13 protein-coding genes are annotated in these 15518 nt (G+C 36.7%); 7 read left to right on the top strand and 6 right to left on the bottom strand.

Annotated elements, in window-relative coordinates; genetic code table 11:
* Window positions 1-96 precede the first annotated feature (96 nt).
* From QP953_RS24360 to QP953_RS24375, 4 genes are all read right to left on the bottom strand, one after another.
* Window positions 97-1368 (bottom strand): T9SS type A sorting domain-containing protein, encoded by a 1272-nt coding sequence (locus QP953_RS24360; protein ID WP_052597535.1) that lies wholly within the window; start codon window positions 1366-1368, stop codon window positions 97-99.
* A 664-nt stretch (window positions 1369-2032) separates the two neighbouring features.
* On the bottom strand, window positions 2033-2554 hold the full coding sequence (locus tag QP953_RS24365; RefSeq protein WP_309553225.1) for a T9SS type A sorting domain-containing protein: 522 nt from the start codon (window positions 2552-2554) through the stop codon (window positions 2033-2035).
* Window positions 2555-3071: 517 nt separating this feature from the next.
* Window positions 3072-5471: a heavy metal translocating P-type ATPase metal-binding domain-containing protein gene (locus QP953_RS24370; protein WP_309553226.1), complete on the bottom strand. Its 2400-nt coding sequence runs from the start codon at window positions 5469-5471 to the stop codon at window positions 3072-3074.
* Window positions 5472-5481: 10 nt separating this feature from the next.
* Window positions 5482-5697, bottom strand: coding sequence for a hypothetical protein (locus QP953_RS24375; RefSeq protein WP_052597541.1), 216 nt, complete (start codon window positions 5695-5697; stop codon window positions 5482-5484).
* Window positions 5698-6003: 306 nt separating this feature from the next.
* On the opposite strand from QP953_RS24375, the gene hemN reads away from it, so the two are divergent.
* The 7 genes from hemN (at window position 6004) to QP953_RS24410 (ending at window position 13527) form a co-directional block, all read left to right on the top strand.
* Entirely contained in the window at window positions 6004-7389 is a 1386-nt protein-coding gene (gene hemN / locus QP953_RS24380; RefSeq protein ID WP_052597543.1) for an oxygen-independent coproporphyrinogen III oxidase, read from the top strand.
* A gap of 108 nt (window positions 7390-7497) precedes the next feature.
* On the top strand, window positions 7498-7656 hold the full coding sequence (gene ccoS / locus QP953_RS24385) for a cbb3-type cytochrome oxidase assembly protein CcoS (RefSeq protein WP_063833116.1): 159 nt from the start codon (window positions 7498-7500) through the stop codon (window positions 7654-7656).
* A gap of 94 nt (window positions 7657-7750) precedes the next feature.
* Window positions 7751-9883: a cytochrome-c oxidase, cbb3-type subunit I gene (ccoN, locus tag QP953_RS24390; RefSeq protein ID WP_309553227.1), complete on the top strand. Its 2133-nt coding sequence runs from the start codon at window positions 7751-7753 to the stop codon at window positions 9881-9883.
* 321 nt (window positions 9884-10204) lie between these two features.
* Window positions 10205-10813, top strand: a complete 609-nt coding sequence (locus tag QP953_RS24395) for a cbb3-type cytochrome c oxidase N-terminal domain-containing protein (RefSeq protein ID WP_052597549.1) — start codon at window positions 10205-10207, stop codon at window positions 10811-10813.
* Between the two features lie 26 nt (window positions 10814-10839).
* On the top strand, window positions 10840-12225 hold the full coding sequence (gene ccoG / locus QP953_RS24400) for a cytochrome c oxidase accessory protein CcoG (protein ID WP_309553228.1): 1386 nt from the start codon (window positions 10840-10842) through the stop codon (window positions 12223-12225).
* A 152-nt stretch (window positions 12226-12377) separates the two neighbouring features.
* Window positions 12378-12803 carry a FixH family protein gene (locus QP953_RS24405; RefSeq protein WP_052597554.1) on the top strand — a complete coding sequence of 142 codons (426 nt, stop codon included), beginning with the start codon at window positions 12378-12380 and terminating at the stop codon, window positions 12801-12803.
* A gap of 10 nt (window positions 12804-12813) precedes the next feature.
* Window positions 12814-13527: a sulfite exporter TauE/SafE family protein gene (locus QP953_RS24410; RefSeq protein ID WP_052597557.1), complete on the top strand. Its 714-nt coding sequence runs from the start codon at window positions 12814-12816 to the stop codon at window positions 13525-13527.
* An 84-nt stretch (window positions 13528-13611) separates the two neighbouring features.
* On the opposite strand, the gene QP953_RS24415 is transcribed toward QP953_RS24410, so the two are convergent.
* Complete coding sequence (locus tag QP953_RS24415) at window positions 13612-14490, bottom strand: hypothetical protein (RefSeq protein ID WP_309553229.1); 879 nt, start codon at window positions 14488-14490, stop codon at window positions 13612-13614.
* 47 nt (window positions 14491-14537) lie between these two features.
* Complete coding sequence (egtD, locus tag QP953_RS24420; protein WP_309553230.1) at window positions 14538-15488, bottom strand: L-histidine N(alpha)-methyltransferase; 951 nt, start codon at window positions 15486-15488, stop codon at window positions 14538-14540.
* Window positions 15489-15518 lie beyond the last annotated feature (30 nt).

Here is a 15518-nt window from a genome sequence, read left to right on the forward strand (position 1 = left end):
TGTTTATTATATTGCTTTGCGGCAAGACTGTGTCAAACGAATCCACCATATCACTGGCAAAAATGTTAGTCGTGCCTAAAATTGATTACTAGGCTACTATTTGATCAGGATAGATTGACTTTTTAACACTTGGTCTGATTGTAGTGTCAATACATAGTTTCCTGCTTCAAAACTTGATACATTAAGTTCCACTCCATTCAAACCAGATTGAGCATCCACTGTTTTTTCAACCAATAACCTTCCTAATATGTCTCTTAACTCTATCTTTAAGTTTTCTTCTGCTTGAGCTAAAGTAAATGTGATGTTTACATAATCAGAAGCAGGGTTGGGAAAAGCTTGGAATTGTTCTAAAAGACGGTATTTTTGAGTTGACTCAATAGAAGTCCACTGCCCTATATGTGTCTTGACAAACGTTCCTTGCCCTGTTGAAGAGCCTTGAAAATCTACAAATTGGATTTTGTACAAAGTACTATCTGCTGTCTTAACAAAATATACACGATCAGCATCTACTGTCCAACCATTTGAAAAATCATAGGCTTTCCAATCGTGCCCAATCGCTGTCAAACTATCGGCAGTTGTTGTGTAATTTGCAGGATCGACTGTAGCAGGATTAATACCATCCGCTAAGGCTATTTCTACCTTATCATTTGTCAAAATTCCTGTCACTGTATATGGCATTGGTGCTCCAGAGCTATACAAAGTTGTTTCATAACGGGTAAACACCCAATCCCAACCTGTAGCAGGTTCTACTGTTACTGTTGTATTTGTTGTAAAAGAAAAATAAGCTAAGGTTTGATCGGGATAAGCACTTTTACTAATTGTTTTTTGCTGCAAATTAGTGCCATCAAAGTCTGCATATCTAAAGGAATAACTACCTCCAGCTAATTCATCGATAAATAGCTTTTTGTAAGTTCCATTCGGTAATTCGATGGCATATAAAGCTGTTCCTTCTACTTTGTGGTTGGTCATGTTGTATGTTCCCCAACCATAGTCTGCCCAGTTAGAAGCCACTTTAATGCTGTTCAAAGCGCCTTCTTTCCAAGACTGTTCTGTGTTCTTTAGCTCGTCTCCCAAATCAGCAGTTACGATATTATCTCCAAATGTTTTATTGGGGATATGATATACCTTGGGTGCTGTTCCCGAAAAAGAAGCTCCTTCGTTGATAAATATTCCTGCATCTGTTCCTCCTATTACACTAAAAGCAATATCCCAAGTAGTATGTGCCACATCTGTTGTAACATCGGTAGCTAGATTGTAATACTGACTATTGGCATAAGCTGCGCCAGCTGAAAAATTGTGGGTGGTCTGACCATAAAGGCAACTACTGCCCAAACACAAAAATAGAGTTAGTTGAAGTAGTGTTTTCATTTTTATATAATTATTAATATTAAGTCTAAATAAAAGTAACGCACCGCAAATGTAGTTCTGAATTTCTAAAAAACCAATTTTTATTTAGACTTATTATAAACAATAAAAAACAAAAACCATCTAAATGGTTATAAATAAATCATTTAAGCTAACAAAAGTATCTGGACTTTAACATATGAAGCAATTTAGATTTATTTACCTCCAAAATCACTTATTGGATTAGTTTTATTACTTCCTTTAATAAACTCAGTTTGCTGCGACTATGTGATACTTCTTGAGGATTGCGTTGTTGATAAACAGCCTAATGATTTTGATTATCTCTTTTTTATGCGTAAATTGAAGTAGGTATCTATTTTATACTAGTTTGTATCGTCAATACAAACTATGAATATAAGCTTGCTTATAACTGCTTGAAAGAAAACTCTATTAACTCCTCCCTGAGTAATCTTGATAGTTTGGAGTAGTTGTATTTGAGATATGGACTAGTATTTTATGGGGAGAATATGCACAACGCATGGACAAAAATATTTTTAATAAAAATAAAAAAGTCACCTTGAAGATATTGATATCTTCATAGGTGACTCTTCATGTTATAGTAAGGCAATACAAGACCTTCTATAACATTACAAACGGAACTATTAGCCTAAGTAACTTACAATTGATATTAATGTACGACAATACGTTTTGTCAGCCAACCACGATCGGTTTTAACTCTTAAACTAAAGATTCCTGTGCCAAAATCCATAGGGATTCTTTTTCTTGGTTCGTGCCATTGTCGCGCATGTTTTCCATAGCGATTAATGACTTCAATATGCTCAATTCCCTCTATATTCATCAGTACCAGCGTTTGATTTTCATATACAGGATTAGGAGCAACAACAAATGCTTCTTTATCTCTTTCTGTAGAAACAACAACAGATTCTGAATACGAATGATCCTTATTAAATCCTACTTGTTTGATTCTATAATGGTTATACCCTACCAATGGTCGCTTGTCAATAAATTGATAGTTTTGAATAACATCTGCACTTCCATTGCTTTCTACAACGCCTATTGTTTCCCAATAAACGCCCGTTTCAGAATGTTGTATTTCAAAATAATTATTATTCATTTCTAGTGCTGTTGACCAAGTTACCCTTATTTCGTAAGGACGTACTAGCTCAGCATCTACACTTTCAAATTTCACCAAAGAAGCATTTTCACAATACAAGCGTTCCAAATCCCAAACACTGATTTCTGGTGTATAATTGACGATTGCTGCATTAAAGTTTGTTCATGTAGGCTGCTGAATCAAATTATTGTTTTCTAAAACTTGACTACTCGCTGAAAAAAAGCTGGTCATCAAAAATAAAGTGGTATATAATGTTGATATAATTTTCATAATTCATTTTCTTTTAAGAGACTAGAACACTTTTCATTCAAAGTCACAAAACTTTACAAAAAAACAAAAATTACAACTTCAAAAAGCATCCTTATAATACATTTATACTATTATAACAAGCAAAACAGGATAATTGTTTAATTAAAATAAAAAAAATATTTTACATATAAAAAACACTACACTTCATTTCATTTACTAACAAAATAACCTAACTCTATGTTAACTAATTTTATTAAACTCAATAGTTCATTACACTTACCCAATAAGCTTGTCATATGTAATACAAAACCCAGAGTTACAAATGTAGTGAATAAAGCTATCGCTATCTCCTAGCAATCCAATTGGTCAAAATAGTTGTAAAAATAATAATAGAAATAGAACTTAACGGCATGAGTATCGCCGCAATAACAGGCGTTAACAATCCTTGCACAGCAAAGAATAAACCAACACTATTATATAGTAAAGAGAGTATAAAGCTAGCTTTGACAACTGACAAGGTACGTTGAGCAACAGTAGTATAGTGGTTTAAATTACTAATTTTGGAAGCTTCTAAGATGCCATCACTGGCAGGCGAAAAACTATGCACGTCGTTGGCGACAGCTATACCTACATCTGCCTGTTGCAAGGCTCCTGCATCATTTAACCCATCACCTATCATTAATACTTTTTTTCCAGTTTGTTGCAATATCTTTACATAGTTTAATTTATCAACAGGAGTTTGTTGAAAATGCAAACTCTCATGCGCAGGAAAAAGATGCTGTAAATAAGCTCGATCTGCATCATTATCTCCAGATAGAAGGTGCAGCGTAAAATCTTTACTCAAATTTTCTAGCACCGTCTCTATGTTTTTTCGATATTCTTTTTTTATGATAAAATACCCCAAACAATAATGGTCAATTGCTACATACACTGCCGTTGTCAAGCCTTCCATTTGATAGGCTGACTTTCCTACAAACTTAGAAGATCCTACTTCTAGGAAATGGTCGTCAATCCAAGCTTCGATCCCTTGACCACTTGTTTCCACAAATGCTTTTATTGGAAAATCTTTTTGGGTATCTACAAAATCTAGCCCCTGAATGTATTTTGCCAACATTTGACTCAACGGATGAGTTGAGTTCTGCACCAAAGCATAAATTTGTTGATAATGAATTTCGGATAATGTCTCGCCAACAAATTGAACATTGGCAACATCATTGGTGGTCAAGGTGCCTGTTTTATCAAAAATAACATCCGTCACTTCTGCCAACTGTTCTACAGCCAAAGCATTTTTAAGAAACAATCCTTTTTGACCAAACAGCCGCAATACATTTCCAAAAGCAAATGGGGCTGACAGTGCCAAGGCACAAGGACAAGCAATAATTAATACTGCGCTAAAAGAGAGCAATGCAATAGATGCATCCACCCACAACCAATACAATAATGTTAGCATTGCTATACTCAATATACTAATGGTAAAATAGCGGCTAATGGCATCTACTGTTTTGGACAATACCGCTGTTTTTTCTTCCTGAAAAACAGGTTGGTTCCATAGTTGTGTAAAATAGCTTTGGTTAACTTCTTGGAGTACTTCTAGTGTAATAACGTGTCCAATTTGTCGACCTCCTGCATATAATTTATCTCCTTCTTTTTTGGAAATGGCAATCGACTCCCCTGACACAAAGCTATAATCTATCGAAGCCTCTTTGCTTTTTAGGATGCTATCAGTTGGAATAATTTCTTGATTTCTAATTTTAATAACATCCCCTACTTTCAACTGTTCTATCAACACCTGCTTTTCGCTTCCATCTGAATTTACTTTGGTAGTTGCAATTGGGAAGTAGGCAGTATAATCTCGTTCAAAAGATAAGGATTCATACGTTCTATTTTGATACCATTTTCCAATTAACAAAAAGAAAATGAGCCCCGCAAAGGAGTCCATATACCCCGCCCCCGTTTGAGTAAATATTTCATAACTACTCCGCGTAAACAAGGCAATTATTCCCAAAGCAATGGGCACATCAATCCCAATCATTTTTTGTTGCAAACTAGCAAGAGCAGACTTTAAATAATCTTGTGCACAGTACAACAAAACAGGCAATGCCAACAAGAAATTCAGCCAACCAAAAAAGGTTTTGTAGTTGACCAAATCATTCTCATTGACAATAAAATATTCGGGAAAACTTAGCAGCATGATATTTCCAAAACAAAACCCTGCTAAGCCTATTTTTAGATAAAGCTTTCTATTGATAGACTTCTTTTTTGATGTCTTGTTTGGTGTCAAATCAGGCGTATATCCTATTTTAACCAACAGCTCTACCAAAGCTCTCAGCGAAAGCCTTCTATCATCAAATGTTATGGCTGCTTCTCGACGAACAAAGTCTACTAAAACCTGTTCAATGGCAGGATTTATACGAGGCAAATTTTCAAGCAAATACACACAAGAACTACAATGAATACTAGGGATTGTAATTGTAATTTTAGAACAGCCCTCTTCTCTAAAATTAAGCAAAGCTTCTTGGACTTCAGGCAAATCTAAATAAGCGTATTGCTCCTTAGAGTTTTCTTGTCGAACGGCATTCCCAGGACGGGATTCAAGTTGGTAATAAGCATCTAAATTATTCTCACTTAGCAACTCATACACCATTTTGCAACCATCACAACAAAAATGCTTTTCTTGAACTTTTATTGCTTCTGTTTCGCAATCTTCTCCACAGTGATAACATTGAATTTCGCAGGCAACCATAACATTTATTTTATCCTTTTAAGCCAGGAATTTTTTGAGTCGCAAACCCTAATACTACTAAGAAAACAACTAGTACTAAAACAGGCACTAATGTAATCGCTGTCATTCCTACTGCTTCTCTTGTTGCGTTGGCATCAATTGTATTCATCATTTCTGTATTGGCAGCTGTAGCTAGCTCTGCTATCGCCATAAAAGCAACTACCATAAGACCTTTTGTATTTTTCATGAGACGTTATTTTTTGTATTACAAAATCTTTATGATACAAATATAGCTGCTCTCTACTACATTGGAAATGATGTAAAACATCACTCAAAATGATTTTCCTTAGCATTTAAATTCCAATTCTTCTCGTCCTTTGTACAACTTAATTGATTCTTTTATTCTTGAACAGGTTCTCTGAAAATTGTGTCACCAACTTCCACCTCATTAACAGAACCAACACCCAAATACTTGAAGTAGTTTATAGTCTTCCTACTAATTAACTGGAATATCTTGCACACAATTTAGCACGGAACAAAATGAAATATTGTTATGACAAACAACGCATCTAATTTAGACCCATCGGCTACACTAGTTAGCAAATACAATGTTCCTGGTCCGAGATATACCAGCTATCCAACCGTACCTTTTTGGTACAATAGTCCTAGTGAAACCAATTGGAAAAACCTTGTCAAAGCATCTTTTGAGGCTAGCAATACCACGGATGGTATTAGTTTATACATTCATTTACCATTTTGTAGTAGTCTGTGTACCTATTGTGGATGTACCACAAGAATCACCGTCAATCATGAGGTCGAATCACCTTATATTCGCACTTTGCTAAAAGAATGGCAATTGTATTTAGATACATTTGAAGAAAAACCCAACATCAAGGAAATCCATCTAGGAGGCGGAACACCTACGTTTTTTAGTCCTAAAAATTTACGCGTATTACTAGAAGGCATTCGAAAAACATCAGTCATTGCACCCAATGCCGTTTTGGGTTTTGAAGGACATCCCAAAAATACCACTAAAGAACATCTGCAAACACTATACGACCTTGGTTTCAGACGTGTTAGTTTGGGCATTCAAGATTTTGATCCAAGAGTTCAGTTAATTATCAATAGAATTCAGCCTTATGAAATGGTTGAGGAAGTGACTAAAAATGCTCGAGAAATAGGTTACACCTCTATCAATTTTGACCTAGTATTTGGGCTTCCACTTCAAACATTGGCATCTGTTGATGAAACCATTCGACAAGTCAACCAATTGCGACCAGACCGAATTGCATTTTATAGTTATGCCCATATACCTTGGTTAAAACCTAGTCAACGCAGCTTTGCACCAGAAACATTACCTTCTGATGCAGAGAAACGTGCTTTGTACGAATTAGGAAAAATGCGTTTTGAAGAAATGGGCTATCACGAGATCGGCATGGATCATTTTGCTCTATCGACAGATCCTCTGTATCTAGCTAGCCAAGACAAACAGTTGCATCGCAACTTTATGGGCTACTCCCCTTTCCATACTCGCTTGATGGTCGGTTTAGGTGCTTCATCCATTAGCGACTCATGGACAGGCTTTGTTCAAAATGTCAAAAAGGTAGAAGAGTATGCAGACTTAGTAGACCAAGGGCTTTTTCCTTTCTCTAAAGGACATCAACTTAGCGAACAAGATTTAATCATTAGACAACACATTTTAAACCTAATGTGCCAACTCTCTACTCAATGGTCACATGACGATTTAAACAATCCTGCTATTTACAAAGGGCTTCGAAAATTGGAAGAAATGGAAAAAGACGGTTTAGTTGAACGCCTTCCCAATCAATTGTTGATTACAGAAAAAGGTCGACCATATGTACGCAATGTTTGTATGTGCTTTGACGAGTATTTGTGGCAAAAACGCCCCAACACTCCCATTTTCAGTCAAACAGTATAGGTCAGCACACATAGAAATAAAGCACATTGATTAGAATCATTTTTAAGGCTCAAATGCATCATTTCAAAGCAAACTATAGCTCCGTACATTTGTAAAAACAACAAAATTATGAGCGCAATCTATTTATTAATTGCTGTCAGTTTTTTGATTGCTTTAGGCTTTTTAATGGCTTTCTTTTTTGCAATCAAAACAGGACAGTACGACGATACACATACTCCTTCTATTCGAATTTTGTTTGACGATGAACAAAGCGAATCCAGAAATTAAAAAGAACGACACCGACAACATACAAGTGGGGTGCTTTTAATCTTACAAATCCGATCGAATAACTATTTATCATCATAGAACTAACCATTACGCGATGAATACACAAAATTTAGAAACCTTTCATTATGATAACACCACGGTTAGAAACTTCTCTATTGCCGTCATATTTTGGGGTGTTATAGGGATGTTGGTAGGCTTAATCATAGCCTTTCAACTAGTTTTTCCGAGTTTAAACCTCGCCAGCTTTTTATCCTTTGGGCGCTTGCGTCCTTTGCATACCAATGCTGTTATTTTTGCTTTTGTTGGAAACGGAACTTTTGCAGGAGTCTATTATTCCTTGCAACGGCTTTGTAAAACGAGAATGTACAGTGATTTGCTCAGTAAAATTAACTTTTGGGGTTGGCAATTAATCATTGTTTCGGCTGCCCTAACCTTGCCCTTTGGGATTACCACAGGAAAGGAATATGCCGAATTGGAATGGCCGATAGACATTGCGATTGCCTTAGTTTGGGTTAGTTTTGGATTGAATATGATGTTAACCATCCTACACCGTAGAGTAAAACATCTATACGTAGCTATTTGGTTTTACATTGCTACCTTTGTAGCCGTTACCTTATTGCACCTTGTCAACTCTTTTGAGCTACCAGTAAGTATGTTAAAATCATACTCTGTTTATGCAGGCGTGCAAGATGCATTGGTACAATGGTGGTATGGTCATAATGCCGTAGCATTTTTCTTAACCACCTCTTATTTGGGACTAATGTACTACTTTGTTCCCAAAGCAGCAAACCGCCCTGTTTACTCTTACCGATTGTCTATTGTACATTTTTGGGCGTTGATTTTCCTCTATATCTGGGCAGGACCACATCATTTGTTATATACCGCCTTACCCGACTGGGCTCAATCCTTAGGAGTTGCCTTTTCTGTCATGTTAATTGCTCCTTCTTGGGGAGGTATGTTGAACGGTTTATTGACACTTCGAGGAGCTTGGGATAAAGTACGAGAGGAACCCGTTCTAAAATTCATGGTAGTAGCCTTGACTTGTTATGGAATGGCAACGTTCGAAGGCCCTTTATTATCCTTAAAAAATGTCAATGCCATTAGTCACTATACCGACTGGACAATTGCTCACGTACATATTGGTGCATTGGGATGGAATGGATTTTTAACTTTTGGAATGTTGTACTGGTTGTTCCCTGTTTTATACAAAACAGAGTTGTTCTCTAAAAAATTAGCCAATTATCATTTCTGGATAGGAACGTTAGGGATTATTTTGTATGCGATTCCATTGTACTGGGCTGGATTTACACAGAGTTTGATGTGGAAAGAATTTGACGAAGAAGGTATGTTAGTTTATCAGAACTTTTTGGATACCGTTACTCAAATTATTCCCATGTATGGCTTAAGAGCAATTGGAGGTTTGTTATTCTTTATTGGTACGTTGATGATGGTATACAACCTCTACAAAACAGCCAGAAAAGGAACCTTTGCTCCAGACACAGAAGCCAAAGCACCTGCTTTAATGCCTTCTCATGAAGATGGTTATTGGCATAGAGCCGTTGAAAGTCGCCCTGTGCAACTATTGTTCTTAAGTACAGTTGCCATTGTTATTGGTACTGCCTTAGAATTAGTACCCACCTTTTTGATCAAAAGCAACGTCCCTACAATTGCTAGTGTAAAACCACTTACACCACTAGAACTAGAAGGAAGGGATTTATATATCAAGGAAGGTTGTAACAACTGTCATAGTCAGATGATTCGTCCTTTCCGTTCAGAGACGGAACGTTATGGCGAATACTCTAAAGCTGGAGAATTTGTCTACGATCACCCATTTTTGTGGGGATCAAAACGTACAGGACCTGATTTGGCTAGAGAAGGTGTTGTTAGCGGTCGAAATTATAAAAGTAATGATTGGCATTATAAACACTTTAGAAATCCACAAGAAATTTCTCCAGGAAGTATCATGCCTAAATATAGTTGGCTGCTAGAAAATCAATTAGATGTAAGTCAAACCAAAGCAAAAATTAAAGCGATGCGTACCCTTGGAGTGCCTTATCCTGAAGGATATGAAAAAGAACAAGCCATGGAAGATTTACACCAACAAGCCAATGAAATAGCTGCGACCATTGATGGTGCAGAAAGTGACCGAGAAGTAATTGCAATTATTGCTTACTTACAACGTCTCGGAACGGATATTATGCAAAAAGAAACTGTTGAGGAGGAATAGCTCAAAGGCTATTAGAGGGGAAATTGCAGATGTAGACATTTGCATTCCCCTCACTTTATGCGCTTATCTACTCCCTAAACACTACTAAACAGTTTATCATTATTATTAATACCATAGGAATCATGCTTAAATTCATCAAACATCATATGACGAGTATTGGGAACATCGAAATCTACCCTATTATCTCGTTCCTAATTTTCTTTTTTGTCTTTCTATTCGCCTGCTGGATAGCTGTTAGAGCCAGCAAAGCACATATTACAACGATGGGAAACATCCCTTTAGAGGATTAGTATTATTATCCAAAATATAAACCAAAATATCATGGCAAAGGACTTTATTTCAAATATAAACAATGCAGTTCCCGTTGAGGAAGAAGAAAAAATTTTATTAGAAGGAGAACACGATGGCATCCAAGAACTGGACAATGCCTTGCCTCCTTGGTGGACGTATTTTTTTGCAGGTTGTGTGCTCTTTGGTGTTGGATACATCTTGTATTATCATGCTTTTGGTATGGGAGGCTTACAAACACTAGAATACCAAAAAGAAGTAGCTATTGCTCAAGCTAAAAAAGAAGCCTTGCTGGCGACTAAATACGCCAAAATCAATGAAAATACAGTAGAAGCCTTGACCGATGCAACTGCCTTAGCTACTGGAAAAGAATTGTACGTCAAAAAATGTGCGTCCTGCCACGTAGAAGATGGAGGCGGAAATGTTGGACCTAACTTAACTGACGAGAACTGGCTACATGGATGTGACATAAAATCTGTCTTTAAAACCATTACATATGGTGTTCCTGCCAAAGGAATGATTAGTTGGCAAACACAACTTAACCCTTTACAAATTCAGCAAATTGCCAGTTATATCCTGACGTTAAAAGGCACAACGCCTGCCAAAGCTAAAGAGCCACAAGGAGAAATTTGCGTTCACTAAGTACTAAGACTAAAAAGCCAAACAACATGGAAGAATCATTTAGAGATTCCTTAGCTACAGTAGATGATGCGGGAAATCGAAAATGGGTATACCCCAAAAAACCTTCTGGAAAATTCCACAACTATAGAGTACTGGTCAGTATTATTTTACTTACTTTATTGTTCTCGGGACCTTTTATCAAAATAAACGGCAATCCCATTTTGATGCTGAATGTCATTGAACGAAAGTTTGTCATTTTTGGCAGCATATTTTATCCTCAAGATTTTTATATCTTCATGTTTGTCATGGCTGTTGGGGTCATTGCCATTGGAATTTTCACCTTAGTTTTTGGGCGCTTATTTTGCGGTTGGGTTTGTCCTCAAACGATATTTATGGAGATGGTTTTTCGCAAAATCGAATATTGGATTGAAGGAGATTGGAACAAACAAAAAGCTTTAAACAAAGCCACATGGACTCCTTCTAAGGTATTCAAAAAAGTGCTTAAACATATCCTATTTTTTGCAGTTTCGTTTCTTATTTCTAATACATTTTTAGCGTACATTATTGGTATTGAAGAATTGACCTCAATTGTCACCGCTCCACCTAGCGAGCATATTGTAGGATTCTTGAGTATTCTTCTATTTGCCTTTACCTTTTACATTGTTTTCTCTAGGCTACGAGAGCAAATCTGTACTTCTGTTTGCCCATATGGTCGTTTGCAAGGGGTTTTGCTAGACGAACACTCTATTGTGGTCGCTTATGACTACAAACGTGGAGAAAATAGGGCAAAATTTAGAAAGAACGAAGATCGAGCAGCACAAGCAAAAGGCGACTGTGTCGATTGCCATCAGTGTGTCAATGTTTGCCCCACAGGAATTGACATTCGTAATGGGACACAGTTGGAATGTGTGCATTGTACTGCTTGTATGGATGCTTGTGACAGTATCATGGATAAACTGTCTATGCCAGGCGGATTGATTCGTTATACTTCTGAGTATCATATCAAAAATGAATCAAAACTAAAGTTGAACAAACGAACCATTGGTTTTAGTTTGCTCTTGATCGCTTTAACATCTGTTATTTTCGGTTTGCTTCTATTTAGAAATAAAATTGAGGCAACGATTCTGAGAACTCCAGGAACGCTTTTACAAAAACAAGCCGATGGTCGATGGAGTAATTTATACAATTATAATATTGTCAATAAATCGAACGAAGATTTTGTCTTAGAATTTAAACTGGAAACACCACAAGGAGATGTCCAAATTATTGGCGACAGCACTGTATCATTAGCCAAAGGAAGCAAAACATCTGGATCTCTTTTTGTCATTATACCTGAACAAAAAAATGCTACCCGTCAAATACCTGTTGTCATTGGTATCTATAATAATGGCAAACAAGTTGATAAAGTAGAAACCAACTTTTTAGGAGAATAACCAACTTGAAACAGGGGGCTAATACCCGACACGATTAGCCCCCTACCCTCCTAATACTATAACGAACTGAACTACTCATTAACTGTTTTTTATAAAAACGCATAACGTGTCGCAATTATTGGTCTATTTTTTACCCTTAAAATTTAAAAAAGATGAATTGGGGATATAGAATTGCTGTTTTTTTTGTTGCTTTTATAACGTTCATGTTATTCATGCTTTACAAATGCGTGCAACAAAATTTTGATTTGGTAGCTGAAGATTATTATGCACAAGAAGTGACATTCCAAAATCGAATTGATCAACAAAATAATGTGTTGACACTAGACACAAAGCCTAGTTGGCAGATTGAAGAGGATTATTTTAAGCTCTCTTTTCCGAATTCATTTAGCAAAGGAGAAATTCATTTTTTTCGACCTTCTGACAAGAATCTAGACTTTGGCGAAACCTTGCAAATCGATGCCAACCAACAACAACAAATAGCACTCAACAAATTCAAAAAGGGTATTTATAAAGTGCAATTAAGTTGGTCAGATCAAGAGAAGGATTACTACATTGAACAACAGATTTTCATTCCTTAAACCAATCAATATGATAGCGTTATTAACAGCATTTTCAGTCGGGTTGCTAGGTAGCTTTCATTGTATTGGTATGTGTGGTGCCATAGCCTTTTCTTTACCGTTGCAAGAGCAAAACTGGTATAGCAAACTTTGGGGTGGTTTCATCTATAATTTGGGTAGAATCAGCACTTATGGCCTACTAGGATTTGTACTAGGGCTTTTAGGAAAAGGATTTTCTTTTGCAGGATTTCAACAAGGATTGTCGATTTTTTTAGGTGTTTTTATCTTGCTGGTGCTCCTATTCCCCAAATATGTTCAATTACAAAAAAACAAGAGCAGCCTACTAGCAGAACTTCAGTTGTGGGTGCGTCAAAAAATGGGCTTGTTGTTTCAAAATAATTCGACCAAAGCTTTGTATGGTATTGGCTTGCTGAATGGCTTGCTTCCTTGTGGTTTGGTTTATGCAGGTTTGGCGGGTGCTATTGCTACAGGACAAGGTTGGTTGGGCGCACTTTATATGATTTGTTTTGGTTTAGGCACCTTACCTATCATGATCTTAGCCAGTCAATTTCGAGGGTTTATTTCTATTTCGGTACGGAACAGAATGCGCCAAATAGTTCCTTTTTTTGTAGGGTTTATGGCGGTCTTATTTATCATTCGGGGGCTCAACTTGGGCATTCCTTATCTTAGTCCAGTATTGCAAAGTAAGGTGACCTCTTGGATTATGCCTGCCAATTGTCATTAAGGGTGGTTGTCATTTGCTAAACACATCCCTCAAACAAAAAAATGCCCCCTTTTCAAAAAGAGAGCATGCTTATTATTGTGCCAACTAACACAATACTTCATACGTTTTCGCAGTTTTTAAAAACTCCCAAAACGTCTTTGTTCCATTCTTTTTTGTCTTACTTTTCAAGAAAAAGCGTGCTTGAGTTCGATCCCATCCCCAGATGGCTGCATCAAAATCTAATTGTTTATAAATGCGATAGGCTCGATGCGCTTCGTTCAAAAGGCGTTCAAATTTCGCTTCTGTATAGCCATGGTTCTGCTTTAAGATAGCTCGGATTTTGGATTGCAATAATTCTGGCAATGCTCCTATCCCTTTGGTCTGTAGCAAATCTAGTTGTGCTTCCGTTTCCAATAAATTGGCAATAGAACGAAGATTCGCTGCCGTAGCATCCATGACCTCAACCGACTTGGTATTGTACACAAGACCATTATTGCTTTTACCCAACATTCCCAAAGGCAAGGGTTTTAACTTAATGTGTACATCTGTCCCATAAATCGGCAGCTCAACAGCTATGTAAAAATAGCTTTTGGTTAATTCTGTTATCGGTGTTTTTTGAGCATCAACAAAAGAATTGATACTCCATCCTTTTGGTAGTACCTCCTCTATATTACTCGAAGTATAAAGTCCAAACTCTTGCGCACAATCCCAATATTCCCAACGGACAAATGTATATTTTTTCTGAGCATCTCTAAAAGCAGCAACAGTGGCATTGCAACCACAGCCACAAGTTGGCCATCCTCCTGATATAGATAAATAGCCCTGTTTGGCATACACATCCTTTAGGGTATAAAATTCTTTCCCTTCCTCTTCGAGTGTAGTGGCACAAGGACCTAATTGTTGGTATAACTGTTCGGTTAGGTTCTGCGCCAAAGCTGCTTCTACCCACCCTATTAGCAATAGAGCTATCAATGCTTGTTTCATACGATTTGTTGTTGGCAACTACTCCTTACAACAAACAGCAGTTGGTTCTAAATTTCTAACAATGTATCTACAAAATAAGCTTTATTATCCAAAAAGTGTTCCTTTATTGTAAATCCTGCTGCTGCTGCTAGGCTTTCTATTTCTTTGATGGTATGTTTTTTAGAAATTTCGGTATGGATAGACTCCCATTGTTCAAATTTCACTTCCATATTTAATGCATCAATCGTCACCGTTTGGTCTTTTTGACTTACCAAGTGGCTTCTCAACTCCCCTGTTTGAGGATTATAATAAGGATAAAACCTAAAGTAGTTGGGTTTAAAATTTCCACCCAGTTCTTGGTTGATTCGATGCAACAAATTGAGGTTAAATGCTGCTGTAATGCCCTTCGAATCTAGATATGCTTTGTAAATAATCTCTGGACGTTTTTTCAAATCAAAACCAATTAGTACTTGATCACCTGGATTTAAGTAGCTTTTGAGTGTCGTCAAAAAATCAACACTTTCTTCGTAGGTGAAATTCCCAATATTTGCCCCTAAAAATAAAACCACCTTTCGTTCTGATTTGGGCGTATTATCTTTTAGGATTTCCATGGCATCCCAGTATTCTTTATTCATTGCCTGATGTTTCAAATCAGGATAAGCAGCATCCAAGCTTTCGGACAAAGCCGATAAGATAGAGGTCGACAAATCAACTGGTGTGTAGGTAAACGGAACGCCTTTTTCTACATAATCTTGCAAAAGAATTTTTGTTTTGGAAGCATCTCCTGCTCCAAGATCAACTAAATTAAACCCTTTCTTTTTGGCTTGAAAATACTCTAACAGTTTGCCTTTATAAGTATCTAAAATACAAATTTCGCAAGCTGTCAAGTAATATTCAGGCAATTGCATGATTTGTTGAAATAGCCATGAACCTCGTTCATTGTAAAAATAAATATAAGGAATGGACTTTTGAGTAGCACTTAAACCTGACTGAATGTCATTAGCAAATTTTTGATTCATCGATTGATTAATTTTTTGTTCCCTTACTTT

This window comes from Aureispira sp. CCB-E, from assembly GCF_031326345.1.
Classification (GTDB): domain Bacteria; phylum Bacteroidota; class Bacteroidia; order Chitinophagales; family Saprospiraceae; genus Aureispira.